The organism is Enterobacter sp. MGH119 (assembly GCF_001037675.1).
GTDB lineage: Bacteria > Pseudomonadota > Gammaproteobacteria > Enterobacterales > Enterobacteriaceae > Enterobacter > Enterobacter hormaechei_C.
On record NZ_KQ089930.1, the window covers coordinates 621,807 to 644,470 of the forward strand.

The 22,664-nt window shown below is 56.9% G+C and carries 13 protein-coding genes; 8 read left to right on the forward strand and 5 right to left on the reverse strand.

Going from position 1 to position 22,664, the window contains the following annotated elements; translation table 11 throughout:
- Positions 1-157 precede the first annotated feature (157 nt).
- The 3 genes from arcB to lptF form a co-directional block, all read right to left on the reverse strand.
- Positions 158-2,491, reverse strand: coding sequence for an aerobic respiration two-component sensor histidine kinase ArcB (gene arcB / locus SK53_RS14390; protein WP_000809803.1), 2,334 nt, complete (start codon positions 2,489-2,491; stop codon positions 158-160).
- Positions 2,492-2,628: 137 nt separating this feature from the next.
- Complete coding sequence (gene lptG, locus SK53_RS14395) at positions 2,629-3,711, reverse strand: LPS export ABC transporter permease LptG (protein WP_001147540.1); 1,083 nt, start codon at positions 3,709-3,711, stop codon at positions 2,629-2,631.
- On the reverse strand, positions 3,711-4,811 hold the full coding sequence (gene lptF, locus SK53_RS14400) for an LPS export ABC transporter permease LptF (protein WP_003861881.1): 1,101 nt from the start codon (positions 4,809-4,811) through the stop codon (positions 3,711-3,713). Before lptF ends, lptG begins: the two co-directional genes overlap by 1 nt.
- Positions 4,812-5,076: 265 nt before the next feature.
- On the opposite strand from lptF, the gene pepA reads away from it, so the two are divergent.
- The 5 genes from pepA (at position 5,077) to SK53_RS14425 (ending at position 11,685) form a co-directional block, all read left to right on the forward strand.
- Positions 5,077-6,588: a leucyl aminopeptidase gene (gene pepA / locus SK53_RS14405; RefSeq protein WP_003861882.1), complete on the forward strand. Its 1,512-nt coding sequence runs from the start codon at positions 5,077-5,079 to the stop codon at positions 6,586-6,588.
- A 68-nt stretch (positions 6,589-6,656) separates the two neighbouring features.
- Complete coding sequence (gene holC / locus SK53_RS14410; protein ID WP_003861884.1) at positions 6,657-7,100, forward strand: DNA polymerase III subunit chi; 444 nt, start codon at positions 6,657-6,659, stop codon at positions 7,098-7,100.
- On the forward strand, positions 7,100-9,955 hold the full coding sequence (locus tag SK53_RS14415; RefSeq protein ID WP_048209672.1) for a valine--tRNA ligase: 2,856 nt from the start codon (positions 7,100-7,102) through the stop codon (positions 9,953-9,955). Before holC ends, SK53_RS14415 begins: the two co-directional genes overlap by 1 nt.
- Positions 9,956-10,078: 123 nt before the next feature.
- Entirely contained in the window at positions 10,079-10,582 is a 504-nt protein-coding gene (locus SK53_RS14420) for a GNAT family N-acetyltransferase (RefSeq protein ID WP_003861887.1), read from the forward strand.
- 83 nt (positions 10,583-10,665) lie between these two features.
- Entirely contained in the window at positions 10,666-11,685 is a 1,020-nt protein-coding gene (locus SK53_RS14425) for an NADPH-dependent aldehyde reductase Ahr (RefSeq protein WP_048209673.1), read from the forward strand.
- A 147-nt stretch (positions 11,686-11,832) separates the two neighbouring features.
- Here SK53_RS14425 and SK53_RS14430 read toward each other — a convergent pair whose 3' ends face one another.
- Positions 11,833-13,479 carry a dihydroxyacetone kinase subunit DhaK gene (locus SK53_RS14430; RefSeq protein WP_022651917.1) on the reverse strand — a complete coding sequence of 549 codons (1,647 nt, stop codon included), beginning with the start codon at positions 13,477-13,479 and terminating at the stop codon, positions 11,833-11,835.
- Between the two features lie 137 nt (positions 13,480-13,616).
- Between SK53_RS14430 and SK53_RS14435 the strand changes: the two genes are divergently transcribed.
- Complete coding sequence (locus SK53_RS14435; RefSeq protein WP_048209676.1) at positions 13,617-15,119, forward strand: helicase HerA-like C-terminal domain-containing protein; 1,503 nt, start codon at positions 13,617-13,619, stop codon at positions 15,117-15,119.
- Here the strand turns inward: SK53_RS14435 and SK53_RS14440 are convergent.
- Positions 15,099-16,040 (reverse strand): tRNA modification radical SAM protein MnmL/YtqA, encoded by a 942-nt coding sequence (locus SK53_RS14440; protein WP_057979951.1) that lies wholly within the window; start codon positions 16,038-16,040, stop codon positions 15,099-15,101. The two genes, SK53_RS14435 and SK53_RS14440, sit on opposite strands and share 21 nt — an antisense overlap.
- 687 nt (positions 16,041-16,727) lie before the next feature.
- Between SK53_RS14440 and gltB the strand changes: the two genes are divergently transcribed.
- Entirely contained in the window at positions 16,728-21,188 is a 4,461-nt protein-coding gene (gene gltB / locus SK53_RS14445) for a glutamate synthase large subunit (protein ID WP_048209678.1), read from the forward strand.
- Positions 21,189-21,197: 9 nt separating this feature from the next.
- A complete protein-coding gene (gltD, locus tag SK53_RS14450; protein ID WP_017382721.1) occupies positions 21,198-22,616 on the forward strand; it encodes a glutamate synthase subunit GltD in 1,419 nt (472 codons plus the stop codon).
- Positions 22,617-22,664: the final 48 nt, after the last annotated feature.

Here is a 22,664-nt window from a genome sequence, read left to right on the forward strand (position 1 = left end):
CTGATTCATGTAACAAACTTTTTAAGATTTGCTATCTTATCTGCGTGCGGCCTCAATTTTCAGGCGGCGTCCATGCGAAAACAACCCACAAAAATCAGGCGCAGCCACGATTTCCCTGGTGTTGGCGCAGTATTCGCGCACCCCGGTATAGCCGGGGTCATTTTTTTCTGGCATCTACCCAGGCTTTCAGCACTGCCACATCGTTTTGCCACTCCTGTTTCATCTCTTCGACCCAATCACCTACATTATCTTCCCAGGCAGGTAAATCAGGCGACTGAATCTGTTGGCCCAGTTGCTGGAGATGACGTAACCCGACCGATCCTGCCGCGCCTTTGATTTTATGTCCCTCTTCGACGATGCCCTTCTGGTCACGCGCCGTCAGGTTGGATTCGAGCACGTTCAGATAGCCCGGCATCATTTTTTCGAACACGGCCAGGCCATCGGTGATCAGTTTTGGTCCTACCAGATCGATATACTGCTCCAGCATGGCGGTATCCAGTATCGTTTGGGCTTTGGCGCTATCAACAGACGTCATGGTGCTCTCCTCTTCATCACAGGTATCCCAGAACTTCTTGATCATCGCCGTCAGGGCAGGTACCGCCAGCGGCTTGCTGAGCACATCGTCCATTCCGGCCTCGAGGTACTCTTTTTTATCTTTCAGCACGTTTGCGGTCAACGCCACCAGCGGCGGCAGCTCGTCAGGAGCATATTTGCGCGTCAGCTCGCGGGAGATATCCAGTCCGGTCATGTCCGGTAGCTGAATATCGAGCAGCACCAGGTCGTACTCGCCCGGCGTGAACATCTCCAGCGCGGCTTTGCCGGTCATCGCCACATCCACGCTGTTACCGAGTTTTTCCAGTACCGACCGGGCGACAATGACGTTCAGCTCAATATCTTCCACCAGCAGGACGTGCAGGGCTGGCAGCGGCATATCGTCGTTCTCAAACGTATCTTCCACCTCTTCCGCTACGGCAGGCGCATGGACGGTAAGCGTAAAGGTGGAGCCTTTACCCGGCTGGCTGGCAACGGTGATATCCCCGCCCATACTTTTCGCCAGACGTTTCGACACCGCCAGGCCAATGCCCGTACCGGTCGCCGGTTTACCGCCGTGGCTGTCTTTAACCTGATAATACATGGCGAAGATCTTATCCTGCTCTTCCTGAGGAATGCCGATACCCGAGTCCTCAACTTCAAAGTGCAGCATGTCGCCTTCGTCATAGCGAATGCGCACCGCAACCTGCCCCTTCTGGGTAAACTTCACGGCATTGCTGATGAGGTTCCACAGGATCTGACGCAGCCGCGTGCCGTCCGTCACCACTTTATGCGGCAGCGGCAGCGTCGGCTCCATCACAAAGCTCAACCCTTTTTGCTGGGCCTGCAAACCTGACAGGTTCTCCAGGTCCGCAAGGAAGCCTGTAAAATCAACCGGCTGGTTGTCGAGCTGAACTTTACGGCGCTCCATCTTATCCATGTCGATAATATCATTGAAGATATTGCCAAGCGTGACCGCCGAGACGTGGATCGTTTTGAGGTATTTTTCCTGCTCGCTGGTCAGCTCGGTATCCAGCAGAATGCGGCTCAGCCCCACAATGCCATTCAGCGGGGTGCGCAGTTCATGGCTGATGGTGGAGATGAAGGTGGTCTTGTCACGGCTGGCGCGCTCCAGCGCATCCTGATAGCGCTTACGCTCGGTGATATCACGGCCAAAGCCCATCAGACCATGACGTTTACCCACCCGGTCGTAATAAGGTACTTTGCGGATCTCAAAGCAGGCTTTGCGCCCGTCGGGGTAGTCCAGCCACTGCTCATAGGTCAGCGAAACGTTATGGCGGAAGACCTTTTCATCCGTCTCCATCACTTTTGCTGCCGCCTCTTCGGAATAGACATCCTGAGGTTTCAGGTGGATCAGCTGTTTTTCGCTTTTCCCGGTCAACAGTTCCATGGCCCGGTTACAGCCGGAGAACTCTTTATCTTCATTACGGTAGAACACCAGATCCGGCGACGCATCGAGGAACGAGCGCAGGAAAGAGGATTGCTGTTCAAGCTGGATCTGCGTGACTTCACGCTCTTTCATCTCAATTTTCAGCTGCTCAAGCGTGGTCTGACGCTCGGCTTCCGCCTTCTCACGGTCTGAAATTTCCTGATTCAGCTGGGCAATGTTGTCCTTGAGCTGAACGTTGAGTTTAAGATCGCGCTCGCGCATCTCTTCCAGCTTATCCACCAGTTTCGATAAACGCTGTCGGGACTCTTCCAGCTGCTCAACCACCACGGAGAGGAAATAGACCGCCCATGGGGTGATCAGCAGGCCAAAGAAAATAGAGCGGATCACGTCGATGCTCTCGACCTGACCATGCAGAACCATGGTCACGGCCATTTGCACGACAATGGCCAGAACGACCAGCGCCAGCGCCAGCAGCATGGAAAAACGCACCAGCCCGAGCTTCATCATCAGGTCGACGTAGTACTGGGCCAGCATTCGAATTTGCTTCATAGAGGATCCCTTCACGACTTTATCGCTCAATAATACTCAAATTCACGGCGAGGCGTTGAAGGTTGTGAGAAAAAGTGCGGGGTGAAACAGGAGATTAGCCTCGCCCCCGGGCTAGCGGGAGCGAGGAAGACGTTTTATCAGGAGCGTTTTAGCAGCATCCAGAGGCTGATCAGGAAGAAACTGGCGCTCGGCAACAGCGCGCCGATAATTGGCGGAATGCCATACACCAGTGTCAGTGGACCGAAAATCTGATCGAGGACGTAGAACACGAAACCAAAGCTGATACCAGTTACCACGCGAACCCCCATCGGCACGCTACGCAGCGGTCCAAAGATGAACGACAGCGCCATTAGCATCATCACCGCCACGGACAGTGGCTGGAAGATTTTGCTCCACATGTTGAGCTGGTAACGCCCCGCATCCTGTCCGCTCGATTTCAGATACTTCACGTAGTTATGCAGACCGCTGATGGAGAGCGCATCGGGATCGAGCGCTACCACGCCAAGCTTGTCCGGCGTCAGGTTGGTTTTCCAGGTACCGCTTACGGTCTGCGAACCGGTGATCTGTTTCGGGTTCGTCAGGTCAGATTCATCAACCTGGGATAACCGCCACAGCTTGTTGTTCGCATCAAATTTAGCGGAGGCGGCATAACGCACCGACTGCAAACGACGATCGTTGTTGAAGGCGTAGATGCTCACGCCGCCCAGTTCATCGTCCCCTTTCACGCGTTCGATATAGACGAAGTTCTGACCATCTTTCGCCCATAACCCCTGCTGCGTGGAGAGCAGCGAACCACCGTACATAGCCTGAGCACGGTAGTTACGCGCCATCTGTTCGCCCTGCGGCGCGACCCATTCGCCAATCGCCATGGTCAACAGCACCAGCGGGATCGCGGTTTTCATTACCGACAGCGCAACCTGCATACGGGTAAAGCCAGATGCCTGCATCACCACCAGCTCGCTACGCTGAGCCAGCATCCCCAGGCCCAGCAACGCCCCCAGCAGGGCCGCCATCGGGAAGAAGATCTGCACATCTTTTGGTACGCTGAGCAGGGTGTACATCCCGGCACCCAACGCATCGTAACTCCCCTGCCCGGCTTTTTTCAGCTGGTCAACAAATTTGATAATGCCCGAGAGCGACACCAGCATGAACAGGGTCATCATGATGGTGGTGAAAATCGTTTTACCGATATAGCGGTCAAGTACGCCAAACGCCTGCATTAGATGGCTCCTTTACGCGTAAACCGGGCACGAAGACGACGCACAGGCACCGTGTCCCACAAGTTGAGTCCGACTGCCAGCAGCAGATACAAACCATTCACGACCCAGGTCCAGATCATCGGGTCAATTTTTCCTTTCCCGCCGTTAGACTTGATTGAGGTTTGCAGCAGGAAGAACACCAGATACAGCAGCATCGCTGGCAGCATCGACAGCACGCGGCCCTGGCGCGGGTTCACCACACTCAGCGGAACCACCATCAGCGCCATCATAAATACGGTGAATACCAGCGTGATACGCCAGTGCAGTTCAGCACGCGCACGATCGGTATCGGTATTCATTAAGGTGCGCATATCCATCTGCTCAGTATCCGTTGGATCGAGCGCGACGGCCTGATGACCAATGATGGCCTGGTAGTTCTGGAAATCGGTAATACGGAAGTCGCGCAGCATAGCCGTGCCTTCGAAACGCGTTCCTTTGTTCAGCGTGACAACCTGAGAGCCGTCTTTACGCTGAGACAGCTGACCGGAGTCCGCCACCACCACAGAAGGCCGAGCGTTACCTTTCGGGCGCAGTTGAGCAAGAAACACGTCATTGAAGCGGTTGCCATCGACGCTTTCGATAAACAGCACGGAGTTACCGTCGGTCGCCTGCTGGAACTGCCCCTGCGCCAGCGCCGCCAGCCCCGGGTTAGCTTTTGCTTCCGCCAGCACCTCATCCTGATGACGAGAGGAGGTCGGCCCCGCCCACATGACGTTAACCGCGGCAACAATGCCCGTAAACAGTGCCAGCACCATGGCTGCTTTTACCAGTACGGCTTTACTGAGGCCGCAGGCATGCATCACGGTGATTTCACTTTCGGTATAGAGCTTACCCAGGGTCATCAGCAGACCAAGGAACAGGCTTAACGGCAGGATAAGCTGCGCCATTTCCGGCACGCCAAGCCCGAGCAGGGAAAGCACCAGATTCGTTGGGATTTCGCCATCAACCGCCGCGCCGAGGATCCTGACCAGCTTCTGACAGAAAAAGATCAGAAGGAGGATAAAGAGGATCGCCAGTTGGCTCTTCAGCGTCTCCCGAACCAGATATCTTATGATTATCACTTTAAATACGCCCGTTAAAACTCGTCTTATGCAGGAATTTAGCTTGTTTCATGGCTTAAACGTCATTTATTCTCTTGAGTCGTCGAAATCATCGCTAAGATTAAAAAACCCGGCGGATTCGCGCTTCATGACATTTATTGACGTGTCGAAACCGTAGTAACGTAAGATTAACACGAAGTCACCACAACGGCGGACATGAGTTACGAAAGGTTTCAATTCTATCCGTAGCCGCCGCCGTTGTCTTTAAGATTCAGGAGCGTAGTGCATGGAGTTCAGTGTAAAAAGCGGTAGCCCGGAGAAACAGCGGAGTGCCTGCATCGTTGTGGGCGTCTTTGAACCACGCCGACTCTCCCCGATCGCCGAGCAACTCGATAAAATCAGCGACGGCTATATCAGCGCCCTGCTGCGCCGTGGCGAACTGGAAGGCAAACCAGGGCAGACCTTGTTGCTGCACCATGTTCCGAACGTCCTGTCCGAGCGTATTCTGCTGATTGGCTGTGGTAAAGAACGTGAGCTTGATGAGCGCCAGTACAAGCAGGTTATTCAGAAAACCATTAATACACTGAATGATACTGGTTCGATGGAAGCCGTCTGCTTCCTGACGGAGCTGCACGTTAAGGGCCGCAACACGTACTGGAAGGTGCGCCAGGCCGTCGAAACCGCAAAAGAGAGCCTCTACAGCTTTGATCAGCTGAAGACCACCAAAAGCGAGCCGCGTCGCCCGCTGCGTAAAATGGTCTTTAACGTGCCAACCCGTCGCGAGCTGACCAGCGGCGAGCGCGCCATTCAGCACGGTCTGGCCATTGCCGCCGGTATCAAAGCGGCAAAAGATCTTGGCAATATGCCGCCAAACATCTGTAACGCCGCGTACCTGGCGTCTCAGGCGCGCCAGCTGGCTGACGCCTACAGCAAGAACGTTATCACCCGCGTTATCGGCGAACAGCAGATGAAAGAGCTGGGGATGCACTCTTATCTGGCGGTCGGTAACGGCTCCCAGAACGAATCCCTGATGTCAGTCATTGAGTACAAGGGCAATCCGTCTGAAGATGCGCGTCCGATCGTGCTCGTCGGTAAAGGGCTGACCTTCGACTCAGGCGGTATCTCCATCAAGCCTTCAGAAGGCATGGATGAGATGAAGTACGACATGTGCGGCGCGGCGGCGGTTTACGGCGTTATGCGCATGGTCGCGGAACTTCAGTTGCCCATCAACGTGATCGGCGTGCTGGCGGGCTGCGAAAACATGCCTGGCGGCCGCGCTTATCGTCCTGGTGATGTGCTGACCACCATGTCCGGCCAGACCGTTGAGGTGCTGAACACCGACGCCGAAGGTCGTCTGGTACTGTGCGACGTGCTGACCTACGTTGAGCGTTTCGAACCTGAAGCGGTGATTGACGTGGCTACACTGACCGGCGCCTGCGTGATTGCGCTGGGGCATCACATCACCGGCCTGATGTCGAACCACAACCCGCTGGCGCATGAACTGATCGGCGCGTCCGAACAGGCCGGCGACCGCGCGTGGCGTCTGCCGCTGGGGGACGAGTTCCAGGAACAACTGGAGTCTAACTTCGCAGACATGGCAAACATCGGCGGTCGTCCTGGCGGGGCGATTACCGCGGGCTGCTTCCTGGCGCGCTTTACCCGCAAGTACAACTGGGCGCACCTGGACATCGCGGGGACCGCATGGCGCTCCGGTAAAGCCAAAGGCGCGACCGGACGTCCGGTGGCGCTGCTGTCGCAGTTCCTGCTCAATCGTGCGGGTTTTAACGGCGACGAGTAATGATAAACGCCGGGTGGCGCTACGCTTACCCGGCTTTGCATTTAAATCCACGACAAGAAACCCCATATATGAAGAATGCAACGTTCTACCTTCTGGACAATGACACCCATCAGGATGGCCTCAGCGCCGTTGAACAACTGGTGTGTGAAATTGCCGCAGAACGTTGGCGCGCAGGTAAACGCGTCCTGATTGCCTGTGAAGATGAGCAGCAAGCGATTCGCCTGGATGAAGCGCTATGGGCGCGCCCGCCGGAGAGTTTTGTTCCGCATAACCTGTCGGGCGAAGGTCCACGCGGTGGGGCACCGGTGGAGATTGCCTGGCCGCAAAAACGCAACAGCAGCGCGCGCGACATTCTCATTAGCCTGCGGACAGACTTTGCAGATTTTGCCACCGCTTTCACAGAAGTGGTAGACTTTGTCCCTTACGAAGAATCTTTGAAACAACTGGCGCGCGAACGCTACAAAGCGTACCGCCTGGCCGGTTTTAACCTGAATACGGCAACCTGGAAATAATGGAAAAGACATATAACCCACGCGATATCGAACAGCCGCTTTACGAGCACTGGGAACAGCAGGGCTATTTCAAGCCTAACGGCGACGAAAGCAAAGAGTCCTTCTGCATCATGATCCCGCCGCCGAACGTCACCGGCAGTTTGCATATGGGGCATGCTTTCCAGCAGACCATCATGGACACCATGATCCGCTACCAGCGCATGCAGGGCAAAAACACCCTGTGGCAGGCGGGGATTGACCACGCGGGTATCGCGACCCAGATGGTGGTTGAGCGTAAAATTGCCGCTGAAGAGGGTAAAACCCGCCACGACTACGGTCGCGACGCGTTCATCGACAAAATCTGGCAGTGGAAGGCAGAATCCGGCGGCACCATTACCCGTCAGATGCGCCGCCTCGGCAACTCCGTGGACTGGGAGCGCGAGCGCTTCACCATGGACGAAGGCCTGTCCAACGCCGTGAAAGAAGTCTTCGTCCGTCTGTACAAAGAAGACCTGATTTACCGCGGCAAACGCCTGGTCAACTGGGACCCGAAACTGCGTACCGCCATCTCTGACCTGGAAGTGGAAAACCGCGAGTCTAAAGGCTCCATGTGGCACATCCGCTATCCGCTGGCAGACGGTGCAAAAACCGCAGACGGCAAAGATTATCTGGTGGTGGCGACCACCCGTCCGGAAACCCTGCTGGGCGATACCGGCGTGGCCGTTAACCCGGAAGATCCGCGTTATAAAGATTTGATCGGCAAATTCGTGGTGCTGCCGCTGGTGAACCGCCGTATTCCGATTGTGGGCGACGAACACGCCGACATGGAAAAAGGCACCGGCTGCGTGAAAATCACCCCAGCGCATGACTTCAACGACTATGAAGTCGGTCGTCGTCATCAACTTCCGATGATCAACATTCTGACCTTCGACGGCGATATCCGCGAAAGCGCAGAAGTGTATGACACCAAAGGCAACGAGTCCGACGTTTATTCCAGCGACATCCCGGCTGAGTTCCAGAAGCTGGAGCGCTTTGCCGCGCGTAAAGCCATCGTAGCCGCCGTTGACGCGCTCGGCCTGCTGGAAGAGATTAAGCCTCACGATCTGACCGTGCCGTACGGCGACCGTGGCGGCGTAGTTATCGAGCCAATGCTGACCGACCAGTGGTACGTGCGTGCCGACGTGCTGGCGAAACCGGCTGTGGAAGCGGTTGAGAACGGCAGCATTCAGTTCGTGCCGAAGCAGTACGAAAACATGTACTTCTCCTGGATGCGCGATATTCAGGACTGGTGTATTTCCCGTCAGCTGTGGTGGGGTCACCGTATCCCGGCGTGGTACGACAACGAAGGCAATGTCTACGTTGGCCGCACCGAAGAGGAAGTGCGTCAGGAAAACAACCTGGGCGCTGACATTGCCCTGCGCCAGGATGAAGACGTGCTGGATACCTGGTTCTCCTCCGCGCTGTGGACCTTCTCTACCCTCGGCTGGCCGGAAAACACCGACGCGCTGCGTCAGTTCCACCCAACCAGCGTGATGGTCTCCGGCTTCGACATCATCTTCTTCTGGATCGCCCGCATGATCATGATGACCATGCACTTCATCAAAGACGAAGACGGCAAGCCGCAGGTTCCGTTCCATACCGTTTACATGACCGGCCTGATCCGCGACGACGAAGGCCAGAAGATGTCCAAATCCAAGGGTAACGTTATCGACCCGCTGGATATGGTAGACGGTATCTCTCTGGAAGAGCTGCTGGAAAAACGTACCGGCAATATGATGCAGCCGCAGCTGGCGGAGAAAATCCGCAAGCGTACCGAGAAGCAGTTCCCGAACGGGATCGAATCTCACGGTACCGACGCCCTGCGCTTCACCCTGGCGGCGCTGGCCTCCACCGGCCGTGACATCAACTGGGATATGAAGCGTCTGGAAGGTTACCGTAACTTCTGTAACAAGCTGTGGAACGCCAGCCGCTTCGTGCTGATGAACACCGAAGATCAGGATTGCGGCTTTAACGGCGGCGAAATGACCCTGTCTCTGGCAGACCGCTGGATCCTGGCGGAATTTAACCAGACGGTTAAAGCATTCCGCGACGCGCTGGACAGCTACCGCTTCGACATCGCGGCAGGCATCCTGTACGAATTCACCTGGAACCAGTTCTGCGACTGGTACCTGGAGCTGGCGAAGCCGGTCATGAACGGTGGTTCTGAAGCGGAACTGCGCGGCACGCGTAATACGTTGATTACCGTTCTGGAAGGTCTGCTGCGCCTTGCGCACCCGATCATTCCATTCATCACCGAAACCATCTGGCAGCGCGTGAAGGTGATTGCCGGTATTAATGCCGATACCATCATGCTCCAGCCGTTCCCGGCATTCGATGCCGCGAAAGTGGATGAAGCCGCGTCTGCGGATACCGAGTGGCTGAAACAGGCGATCGTTGCGGTACGTAACATCCGCGCGGAAATGAACATCTCTCCGGGTAAACCACTGGAGCTGCTGCTGCGCGGTTGCAGCGAAGCTGCCGTTCGTCGCGTCACCGAGAACAACACATTCCTGAAAACCATGGCGCGTCTGGAAAGCATCACCGTGCTGCCTGCCGATGACAAAGGTCCGGTTTCCGTGACCAAAATCATCGACGGCGCGGAGCTGCTGATCCCGATGGCGGGCCTGATCGACAAAGACGCGGAGCTGGCGCGTCTGGCGAAAGAAGTGGCGAAAGTCGACGTGGAAATTGGCAAAATCGAAAGCAAACTGGCGAACGAGGGCTTTGTGGCCCGCGCGCCGGAAGCGGTCATCGCCAAAGAGCGTGAGCGTCTGGTTGCCTTCGCCGATGCGAAGACCAAACTGATCGAGCAGCAGGCGGTTATCGCAGCCCTGTAATGCTTTTACCCCTTACGCTTCAGGGCGTAAGGGGTATCCTTCCTGAAAACTCCTCGCTTGCACTCCCCTTTCTGCGGTGCTATTAACAGCAGTTGTGTGTCAATTTTTGTCATGAGTAATGCTATGAGCGTGATTACCCCCGTCGCGACGACAATGCGTCGGATCACTGAGCAGGACAACCCGGCTATCGCCGCCGTTATCCGCACGGTTTCTGCCGAATATGGCCTGACCGCCGACAAAGGCTACACCGTGGCCGACCCCAATCTGGACGAACTTTTTCAGCTGTACAGCCAGCCGGGTCATGCCTACTGGGTCATTGAACAGGACGGCCAGGTCGTGGGCGGCGGCGGCATTGCCCCACTGCTTTGCAGCGAGCCGGATATCTGTGAACTTCAGAAAATGTATTTCCTGCCAACGATACGCGGACAAGGCCTGGCGAAAAAGCTGGCGCTGGTCGCCCTGGAACATGCACGCTCACAGGGCTTTAAACGTTGCTACCTCGAAACCACCGCTTTCCTTAAAGAGGCCATTGGCCTGTATGAGCATCTGGGCTTTGAGCATATCGATGCGCCACTGGGCTGCACGGGCCACGTGGACTGCGAAGTCAGGATGCTGAAAAGTCTGTAAGTTTCGTTCCTGCCGTCTTCTGTTAAGCGTCTGTAAACTGAATGCTCTACACTCACAGTTCACACCAAAACAGGGGAAACGCGATGTCGAAGATAAAAAGCTACGCCGCACCGCAGGCGGGTGCAGAACTTGAGCTGTACGAGTACGATGCGGGCGAACTAAAAGCGGAAGACGTCGAAGTACAGGTTGATTACTGCGGGATCTGCCACTCGGATCTCTCGATGATCGACAATGAATGGGGCTTTTCCAGCTATCCGCTGGTTGCCGGGCACGAAGTCATTGGCCGCGTCGTGGCGCTCGGCAGCGCCGCGCAGGACAAAGGGCTGAAAGTGGGCCAGCGCGTGGGTATCGGCTGGACGGCACGCAGCTGCGGTCACTGCGATGCCTGTATCAGCGGCAACCAGATCAACTGCCTTGAGGGCGCAACGCCGACCATCCTTAACAAGGGCGGTTTCGCCGATAAGCTGCGCGCCGACTGGCAATGGGTTATCCCGCTGCCGGACAGCATTGATATTGAATCCGCAGGTCCGCTGCTGTGTGGCGGTATCACCGTATTTAAACCGCTGCTGATGCATCACATCACCGCCACCAGCCGCGTCGGCGTGATCGGTATTGGCGGTCTGGGGCATATTGCCATCAAACTGCTGCATGCGATGGGCTGTGAAGTGATGGCGTTCAGCTCTAACCCGGCGAAAGAGCAGGAAGTGCTGGCGATGGGTGCGGATAAAGTGGTGAACAGCCGCGATCCTCAGGCACTCACCGCCCTGGCAGGCCAGTTTGACCTGATCATCAACACGGTAAACGTCGATCTCGACTGGCAGCCGTACTTTGAAGCGCTGGCCTACGGCGGTAACTTCCACACCGTGGGTGCGGTGATGAAGCCGCTGCCGGTTCCGGCGTTTACCCTGATCGGCGGGGATCGCAGCGTGTCAGGCTCCGCGACCGGTACACCGTACGAGCTGCGCAAGCTGATGAAGTTTGCCGGACGCACAAAAGTGGCACCCACCACCGAGCTGTATCCGATGTCAAAAATCAACGAAGCAATCCAGCACGTGCGCGACGGCAAAGCCCGCTACCGCGTGGTGTTGAAAGCGGATTTTTGATGTGACATTGCCGGGGAATGTGCGGCCTGATGCCCTCACCCCAACCCTCTCCCTCAAGGGAGAGGGGGCCGTCTGTGCAGGCATTATTTTGTGGGGATCCCTCAGCTCACAGGGAGAGGGCGCAAACACTAAAAACGGTAACGGTTGTTACCGTTTTGCATCTACCATGGTCTTAAACACTTCCGCCACCGCGACTGCCCCCGGATCCATCACCCCGTCCAGATTCTCTTTATTCACATACGACGAGCGTCCCGCGCCGGCTTTCGCCATTTTTGCCGTTGCTTCGGCGCCCTGCTGCGCGGCCTGCGCTGCCGCCTGAATATTGCCTTTCTGTAACGCCTCCAGCGCCGGTTGCAGCGCATCGATCAGCGTACGATCGCCGAGATCCGCGCCGCCATACTGCTTCATCTGCGCAAGTCCGCTCAGCAAGGCTTCAGGTAGCGGCTGTCCATCGTGAAGCTTTTGTCCTGCCGCCGTGAAGAAGATCGACATCAACACCCCACTCGATCCGCCCATCACCGTTGCCAGCCGCTCGCCTACCAGCAGGAGTAATGTCGGCACGTCGTTAAGGGGCAGGTTGTTCTCCTCAAGTCGCTGCGCAATATCCCGCGCCCCTTGCGCAAAAGTGGAGCCCGTGTCGCCATCGCCTACTTTGGCATCCAGCGCGTTAAGGCGGTTTTCCAGCTGAATCAATGTTTTCGTTACCGAGGCGACGGCCTCGCTCACCTCCGTATTGTCCGACGGGGCATATTCCACGCGATCATGAAGGGCGCTATGTGGGACGGTACGCAGGGGCGCGAACGCCACGGGCTTCTGCCAGCCCAGCGTCTCGACCTCGGCGTGAATCGCCTTCTCGAAGAAATCGTTGAGCTTTAGCAGCGTTAACGAAAAGCCTTTCATATCCAGCGCACTCACCAGCGGCGCCGGGCCAATCAGATACGCAATATTCTCTTTCAGCGCCGAGTGCGCCAGCTCTTTGGTCAGCAGCGCCATCTCCAACGCCGATACGCCACCAAGATTGTTAATCAGCACCGCAAAACGCCCTTCCCCCGCCTGCGCGCGTAACGGCGTCACCAGCGTGTCGATAATGGCTTTGCTGTTTTGCGTATCCACGACGGAAGCTCCCGGCTCGCCGTGAATGCCCAAACCCAGCTCGACATGGCCTTGTTTAATGCGCCCCCCTTCATCATCGCTGCCCGGCAGGTTGCACGTTTGCATCGCCACGCCCAGGCTCCAGAGGTTATCGCAGGCCTGTTGCGCAATATCCCGCACGTCGTTTAGCGATTTCCCCTGCTCTGCCGCATATCCCGCAATTTTATGCACCAGCGCCGTTCCCGCGATACCACGCGGCTGCTTGTTATCCGGCAGGGCGATATCATCCGCCACGATAACCATCTCGACCTTCAGGCCGTAGCGTTTGGCTTTTTCCGCCGCCAGGCCAAAGTTAAGCCGGTCGCCGGTGTAGTTTTTCACAATCAGCAGGCAGCCACGGTCGCCCGTCACCGCCACAATGGCATTGAGGACCGCATCCACGCTTGGGGAGGCGAACAGATCGCCACACACCGCTGCGGTAAGCATGCCTTTGCCGACGAACCCGGCATGTGCCGGTTCATGGCCGGAGCCGCCACCGGAGATCACCGCCACGCGGCTTTTATCCCAGTCGCCGCGAGCCACCACGCGGATGGCCGGATCGATATCCAGTTTGACGAGATTACCGTGCGGCGCGGAGAGAAGTATGCCTTCAATGGCATCGTTGACAAGCTGTTTGCGGTCGTTAAAAAAGAATCTGGACATAGTTTCCCAAAATTTTGTTTACCGTATGCAAAAGCATAGTCCGCACTGGATAATGCGCCGCAAAGTGAGGAATTTACGCAGACATTTTGCCGTCAGGTTGCCTATACTCCACCCAGGACTACGAGAGGACGTGCATCATGAGTACACCATTGTTAATCGCCAGGACGCTGGAAAAAGAGCTGTTTTTACTGCCCGCGATGGCGAACCGTCATGGCCTGATCACCGGCGCGACCGGGACGGGAAAAACCGTTACCCTGCAAAAGCTGGCTGAGTCGTTTTCAGAGACTGGCGTGCCGGTTTTTATGGCTGACGTGAAGGGCGATTTAACTGGGGTGGCTCAGGAAGGTGCAGCGTCAGAAAAACTGCTTGAGCGCCTGAAAAATATCGGTATCACGGACTGGACGCCGCACGGTAATCCGGTGGTGGTCTGGGATATCTTCGGCGAAAAAGGGCATCCGGTGCGTGCCACCGTCTCCGACCTCGGCCCGCTGCTGCTGGCTCGTCTGCTTAACCTCAACGACGTGCAGTCCGGGGTACTGAACATTATCTTCCGTATCGCCGACGATCAGGGGCTACTGCTGCTCGACTTCAAAGATCTGCGCGCCATCACCCAGTACATTGGCGATAACGCCAAATCCTTCCAGAACCAGTACGGCAATATTAGCAGCGCCTCAGTGGGCGCCATTCAGCGCGGGCTCCTGACGCTGGAGCAACAGGGCGCCGAACACTTCTTCGGCGAGCCAATGCTGGATATCAAAGACTGGATGCGTACCGACAGCAGCGGCAAAGGCATCATCAACATTCTGAGCGCAGAGAAGCTCTACCAGATGCCGAAGCTTTACGCCGCCAGCCTGCTGTGGATGCTCTCTGAACTGTACGAACAACTGCCGGAAGCAGGCGATCTGGAAAAACCCAAACTGGTGTTCTTCTTTGACGAAGCGCACCTGTTGTTTAACGACGCGCCGCAGGTGCTGCTGGATAAAATTGAACAGGTTATCCGCCTGATCCGCTCCAAAGGCGTCGGGGTCTGGTTTGTGTCGCAAAACCCGTCGGATATTCCGGACAACGTACTGGGGCAGTTGGGTAACCGCGTGCAGCACGCCCTGCGCGCCTTTACGCCGAAAGATCAGAAAGCGGTGAAAGCCGCGGCGCAAACCATGCGTGTCAATCCGGCCTTTGATACCGAAACCGCCATTCAGGCGCTGGGCACCGGTGAAGCGCTGATTTCGTTCCTCGATGCAAAAGGCAGCCCGACAGTTGTCGAGCGCGCGATGGTGATTGCGCCCTGCTCGCGCATGGGTCCGGTAACGGACGATGAACGCAACGGCCTGATTAACCACTCCCCGGTGTACGGAAAGTATGAAGACGAGGTGGATCGCGAATCGGCGTTCGAGATGCTGCAAAAAGGGGTGCAGGCGACTGCCGAATCGCAGGATGCGCCTGCCGCAAAAGGGCAATCTGTTGCCGTGGACGACGGCATTCTCGGCGGGCTGAAAGATATTCTGTTCGGCAGCACCGGGCCACGCGGTGGCAAACGCGATGGCGTGGTTCAGACCATGGCAAAAAGCGCGACGCGTCAGATTACCAACCAGATAGTACGCGGCATGCTGGGAAGTCTGCTAGGCGGCCGTCGCCGGTAGCGGGGGAACCCACGGGCGGCCAAGCGCCGACCCCTGTACGCCGTTCTCCTGTAGATAGCGGTTGATTTCCAGCATCCCCGTCCAGCGGTTCTCACACCATAGCGGTGCCAGAAGCGTTGGACGGCGGGCGCTTGCCGAGATGCGGTGGTAAACAATCTCCGGCGGCGTATGGCGAATCATTTCCCCCGCAGTCACCGTATAGTCGTCGAGTTCGATACCACATAACCGCCCCGCTTCCCAGGCTTTCGCCATTATGCTGCCCTTCACGATATGCAGCGGATGCAGCTTAATGCCATCCACGCCGGTCTCAACGACTTTTTCCAGCGTTTCCAGCCCGTGCTGCTGCCCTTCTCCCGGCAAGCCGACAATCAGATGCGAGCAGACTTTTAATCCACGCTCGCGGGCGAGACGCGTGGTGCGCTGATAGCAGGCGAAATCATGCCCGCGATTGATACGGTGCAGGGTTTTGTCATGCGCGGTCTGCAAGCCCAGCTCCAGCCAGATCTCGTAGCCCTTCTCTTTGTACTCGCTAAGTAAATCCAGCACGGCGTCCGGCACGCAGTCCGGACGCGTCCCCACGCACAGCCCGACAATGTTCGCTTGAGCAACCGCCTGCTGATACATCGAGCGCAGCACCTGCACCTCCGCCCACGTGCTGGTATAGGCCTGGAAATAGGCCAGATACTGCTTCGCGCGGTTCACCAGACTCGCCTGATGGGCGAGCTGTTCAGCGATAGATTTATGCTGCTGGGCCTCGTCAGCAAACGAGGCCACGTTACAGAAGGTGCAGCCACCACGCCCGATGGTGCCATCGCGGTTCGGGCAGCTAAAGCCGCCGTGCAGCGTCAGTTTGTGAACCTTTTGTCCGTAGCGCTGCAAAAGATCCCCACCAAACATATTGACTAATTTCTGTAACTGCATAATCTGATAGACCGTCCCGAAGAAAGGGGACAAGCCTGCCATTTTTAGCCTCTGTCGGCGATGACCTGGATCAATCGCCCTGGACGGCTTTTATCTATTTGAATAAATAATCACGATTACCGACATTTCATTCACCCTGAACGTAATTACTTTTCCTTATGTTCTGATGGTTTTTTTCATTTATAGCGCCAGGACTGAAAAACAGTGATTTTATGCGGCATTGAATGAAACACCAGATTAATATTCTGCTATAAATCTGCATTTCAGCACGCTGCATCGATAATACCGCTTTCGTATAGTGAGTCAGATCACACTCCCCTGCACCTGCCCGGTGCTTTAAGCGGTTGTAAAAATAGTTAAATACACAATAAAAACAACTAGATAAGCACTCTTTAGCACATTTTTGTATAAATAAGATTGCCATTTGACCTGTGTACCAATTCCCGATAAGTTGGAAATCCGCTGGAAGCTTTCTGGATGAGCGGCCTGCTCATCATATTTATGCAGTAATTGAGATTCCCTCTGAAGCAAGTCCTCAAACTTGTTTACCTGCGCAAAAGGATGAAAAAGAGGGCGAATGCGAGGTCCGCGTATGAAACGCTAACCCCGTCGCCATGCTCTTTCTGCGCCTGTGCGCCACGGTAAAGTTCAGTGGGAAGCCCGACGAGCCTGGGGAGGTTCACTGATATGTTGTACGATAAATCCCTTGAGAAGGATAACTGTGGTTTCGGCCTGATCGCCCACATAGAAGGCGAACCTAGCCACAAGGTAGTGCGTACTGCTATTCACGCACTGGCCCGTATGCAGCACCGTGGCGCCATCCTTGCCGATGGTAAAACCGGCGACGGTTGCGGTCTGCTGCTGCAAAAACCGGATCGTTTCTTCCGCATCGTGGCGGAAGAGCGCGGCTGGCGTTTAGCCAAAAACTACGCTGTCGGTATGCTGTTCCTGAATCAGGATCCAGAAAAAGCTGCCGCGTCACGCCGCATCGTTGAAGAAGAACTTCAGCGTGAAACCCTGTCGATTGTCGGCTGGCGCGATGTGCCAACCAACGAAGGGGTGCTCGGTGAAATCGCCCTCTCCTCGCTGCCTCGTATTGAACAGATTTTCGTCAACGCGCCTGCGGGCTGGCGTCCGCGTGATATGGAACGCCGTCTGTTTATCGCACGCCGCCGCATTGAAAAACGTCTTCAGGACGATAAAGAGTTCTACGTCTGTAGCCTCTCTAACCTGGTGAACATCTATAAAGGTCTGTGTATGCCGGCTGACCTGCCGCGCTTCTATCTGGACCTGGCGGATCTGCGTCTGGAATCGGCCATTTGCCTGTTCCACCAGCGCTTCTCCACCAACACCGTTCCACGCTGGCCGCTGGCTCAGCCGTTCCGCTACCTGGCGCACAACGGTGAGATCAACACCATTACCGGCAACCGCCAGTGGGCCCGCGCCCGTACCTATAAGTTCCAGACCCCGCTGATCCCGGACCTGCACGATGCCGCACCGTTCGTCAACGAAACCGGCTCGGACTCCAGCTCCATGGATAATATGCTGGAGCTGCTGCTGGCGGGCGGGATGGATATCGTGCGCGCCATGCGTCTGCTCGTGCCACCGGCCTGGCAGAACAACCCGGATATGGACCCTGAGCTGCGCGCGTTCTTCGACTTTAACTCCATGCACATGGAGCCGTGGGACGGCCCGGCGGGCATCGTGATGTCCGACGGTCGTTTTGCCGCCTGTAACCTGGACCGTAACGGTCTGCGTCCGGCGCGCTACGTTATTACTAAAGACAAGCTCATCACCTGCGCCTCTGAAGTCGGGATCTGGGATTACCAGCCTGACGAAGTGGTCGAAAAAGGCCGCGTCGGTCCGGGCGAGCTGATGGTGATCGACACCCGCGGTGGGCGTATTCTGCATTCCGCCGAAACCGACAACGATCTGAAGAGCCGCCATCCGTACAAAGAGTGGATGGAGAAAAACGTGCGTCGTCTGGTGCCGTTTGAAGATCTGTCGGACGAAGAAGTGGGCAGCCGCGAGCTGGACGATGACACCCTCGCGAGCTTCCAGAAGCAGTTTAACTACAGCGCGGAAGAACTGGACTCGGTTATTCGCGTGCTCGGCGAAAACGGCCAGGAAGCGGTCGGCTCAATGGGTGACGATACCCCGTTTGCCGTGCTTTCCAGCCAGCCACGCATTATTTACGACTATTTCCGTCAGCAGTTTGCGCAGGTCACTAACCCGCCAATAGACCCGCTGCGCGAAGCCCACGTCATGTCGCTGGCCACCAGCATCGGCCGTGAGATGAACGTATTCTGTGAAGCCGAAGGCCAGGCGCACCGTCTGACCTTTAAATCACCGATCCTGCTGTACTCCGATTTCAAACAGCTCACCACCATGAAAGAGGAGCACTATCGCGCCGACACGCTCGATATCACCTTCGACGTGACCGAAACGAGCCTCGAAGAGACGGTGAACGCGCTGTGCGACAAAGCCGAGCAGATGGTACGTAACGGCACCGTTCTGCTGGTGCTCTCTGACCGCAACATCGCGAAAAACCGTCTGCCGGTGCCTGCACCCATGGCGGTGGGGGCTATCCAGACGCGTCTGGTGGACAAGAGCCTGCGCTGTGATGCCAACATCATCGTTGAAACCGCGAGCGCGCGCGACCCGCACCACTTTGCGGTGCTGTTAGGCTTTGGCGCCACGGCGATTTATCCGTACCTGGCCTACGAAACGCTGGCACGCCTGGTAGATACCCGCGCGATCGATAAAGGCTACCGCGCCGTGATGCTGAACTACCGTAACGGCATCAACAAAGGTCTGTACAAGATCATGTCCAAAATGGGCATCTCGACCATCGCCTCTTACCGCTGCTCGAAGCTATTTGAAGCGGTCGGCCTGCATAACGAGGTCGCCAACCTCTGCTTCCAGGGCGTGGTCAGCCGTATCGGTGGCGCCGGTTTTGCTGACTTCCAGCAGGATCTGGTGAACCTGTCGAAACGCGCCTGGCTGGCACGTAAGCCGCTGGAACAGGGCGGCCTGCTGAAATATGTCCACGGGGGTGAGTATCACGCTTATAACCCGGACGTAGTGCGCACGCTGCAACAGGCGGTGCAGAGCGGCGAGTACAGCGATTATCAGCAGTATGCTGAGCTGGTGAACAACCGTCCCGCGGCGACGCTGCGCGATCTCATTGCCCTCAATCCGGGTGAGGAAGCGGTGAGCATTGACGAGGTTGAACCCGCGTCTGAGCTGTTCAAACGCTTCGATACTGCGGCGATGTCCATCGGCGCGCTGAGCCCGGAAGCCCACGAAGCGCTGGCGGAAGCCATGAACAGCATCGGCGGCAACTCCAACTCCGGCGAAGGCGGTGAAGATCCGGCCCGCTATGGCACCAATAAAGTGTCCCGTATTAAGCAGGTGGCGTCTGGTCGCTTTGGCGTAACGCCTGCGTACCTGGTTAACGCCGACGTGATTCAGATTAAAGTCGCGCAGGGTGCGAAACCGGGTGAAGGCGGTCAGCTGCCGGGTGATAAAGTCACCCCATACATCGCTAAGCTTCGCTATTCAGTGCCGGGCGTGACGCTGATCTCCCCGCCGCCGCACCACGATATCTACTCTATCGAGGATCTGGCGCAGCTGATTTTCGACCTGAAACAGGTCAACCCGAAAGCGATGATCTCCGTGAAGCTGGTTTCCGAACCGGGCGTTGGCACCATTGCCACCGGCGTGGCGAAAGCCTATGCGGATCTGATCACCATCGCCGGTTACGACGGCGGCACCGGCGCAAGCCCGCTCTCCTCCGTGAAATATGCGGGCTGTCCGTGGGAGCTCGGCCTGGTGGAAACCCAGCAGGCGCTGGTGGCTAACGGCCTGCGTCACAAGATCCGTTTGCAGGTGGACGGTGGGCTGAAAACCGGCCTCGACATCATCAAAGCGGCGATTCTGGGAGCGGAAAGCTTCGGCTTTGGTACCGGCCCAATGGTTGCGCTCGGCTGTAAATACCTGCGTATTTGCCACCTGAACAACTGTGCAACGGGCGTTGCTACCCAGGACGAAAAGCTGCGTAAGAACCACTATCACGGCCTGCCGTTCAAAGTGACTAACTACTTTGACTTCATCGCCCGTGAAACCCGCGAGCTGATGGCGCAGCTGGGCGTGAAGCGTCTGGTGGATCTGATTGGCCGTACCGACCTGCTGAAAGAGCTTGAGGGCTTCACGGCCAAGCAGCAGAAGCTGGAGCTGTCCAAGCTGCTGGAAACCGCTCAGCCGCATCCTGGCAAAGCGGTTTACTGCACCGAGAACAATCCGCCGTTCGACAACGGCGTGCTGAACGCGCAGCTGCTGCAACAGGCGAAGCCGTACGTGGACGAGAAGCAGAGCAAAACGTTCTGGTTTGATATCCGCAACACCGACCGTTCCGTGGGTGCGTCCCTCTCCGGTTACATCGCACAAACGCACGGTGACCAGGGTCTGGCGTCGGATCCGATTACCGCGCACTTCAGCGGTACCGCGGGTCAGAGTTTCGGCGTGTGGAACGCAGGCGGAGTTGAGTTATACCTGACCGGCGATGCCAACGACTACGTCGGAAAAGGCATGGCGGGCGGTCTGCTGGCGGTGCGTCCTCCGGTTGGTTCAGCCTTCCGCAGCCATGAAGCGAGCATCATCGGCAATACCTGTCTGTACGGCGCAACCGGCGGTCGTCTGTTTGCCGCGGGCCGTGCGGGCGAACGTTTTGCGGTGCGTAACTCCGGCGCCATCACCGTGGTGGAAGGCATCGGCGATAACGGCTGTGAATACATGACGGGCGGAATTGTGTGCGTCCTGGGTAAAACCGGCGTGAACTTTGGCGCGGGCATGACGGGCGGTTTTGCCTACGTCCTGGATGAAGACGGTGAGTTCCGCAAACGCGTGAACCCGGAGCTGGTGGAAGTGCTGGACGTTGATACGCTGGCCATCCACGAAGAACACCTGCGCGGTTTAATTACCGAACACGTGCAGCATACCGGTTCTTCGCGCGGCGAAGAGATCCTGGCCAACTGGCCGGCGTTCTCTGCGAAATTCGCGCTGGTTAAGCCGAAGTCCAGCGATGTTAAAGCCCTGTTGGGTCACCGTAGTCGTAGCGCAGCAGAGCTGCGCGTGCAGGCGCAGTAAGGAATTCAGATGAGCCAGAACGTTTACCAGTTTATCGACCTTCAGCGTGTTGATCCGCCAAAGAAACCGCTGAAGATCCGTAAAATTGAATTTGTTGAAATCTATGAGCCGTTTTCAGAAGGCCAGGCCAAAGCACAGGCAGACCGCTGCCTGTCCTGCGGTAACCCTTACTGCGAATGGAAGTGTCCGGTCCATAACTACATCCCGAACTGGCTGAAGCTGGCCAACGAAGGGCGTATTTTTGAAGCCGCCGAGCTGTCTCATCAGACCAACACCCTGCCGGAAGTGTGCGGCCGCGTGTGCCCTCAGGATCGTCTGTGTGAAGGCTCCTGTACGCTGAACGACGAGTTTGGCGCGGTAACCATCGGCAACATCGAACGCTATATCAACGATAAAGCGTTCGAGATGGGCTGGCGCCCGGATATGACCGGTGTGCGTCAAACCGACAAGCGCGTAGCGATTATCGGCGCGGGCCCGGCAGGCCTGGCCTGTGCGGACGTGCTGACCCGTAACGGCGTGAAGGCGGTGGTCTTTGATCGCCACCCGGAGATTGGCGGCCTGCTGACCTTCGGTATCCCGGCCTTCAAGCTGGAGAAAGAGGTCATGACCCGCCGCCGCGAAATCTTCACCGGCATGGGCATTGAGTTCAAACTCAACACCGAAGTGGGCCGCGACGTACAGCTCGACGACCTGCTGAAGGATTACGACGCCGTGTTCCTGGGCGTGGGAACCTATCAGTCCATGCGCGGTGGTCTGGAGAACGAAGATGCGCCAGGCGTGTACGACGCGCTGCCGTTCCTGATTGCGAATACCAAACAGCTAATGGGCTACGGCGAGACCGCCGATGAGCCGTTCGTCAGCATGGAAGGCAAACGCGTGGTGGTGCTGGGCGGCGGTGATACCGCGATGGACTGCGTGCGTACCTCCATTCGTCAGAATGCGGCGCATGTCATCTGTGCCTACCGTCGTGACGAAGAGAACATGCCGGGTTCTAAACGCGAAGTGAAAAACGCGCGTGAAGAGGGCGTCGAGTTCCAGTTCAACATCCAGCCTCTGGGTATTGAAGTGAATGCCAACGGTAAAGTGAGCGGCGTGAAGATGGCGCGCACGGAGATGGGTGCGCCAGATGCGAAAGGCCGTCGTCGCGCGGAGATCGTGGCCGGTTCTGAACACGTGATCCCGGCTGATGCCGTGGTGATGGCGTTTGGTTTCCGTCCTCACAGCATGGAGTGGCTGGCGAAGCACAGCGTAGAGCTGGACTCTCAGGGCCGCATCATTGCGCCAGAAGGCAGCGACAACGCGTTCCAGACCAGCAACCCGAAAATCTTCGCCGGTGGCGACATCGTTCGTGGCTCTGACCTGGTGGTCACGGCGATTGCCGAAGGCCGTAAAGCGGCTGATGGGATCATGAACTTCCTCGAAGTGTAAATAATAATGCCCGGCAATGCCGGGCATTATTTTTATATTCTGCCAGTT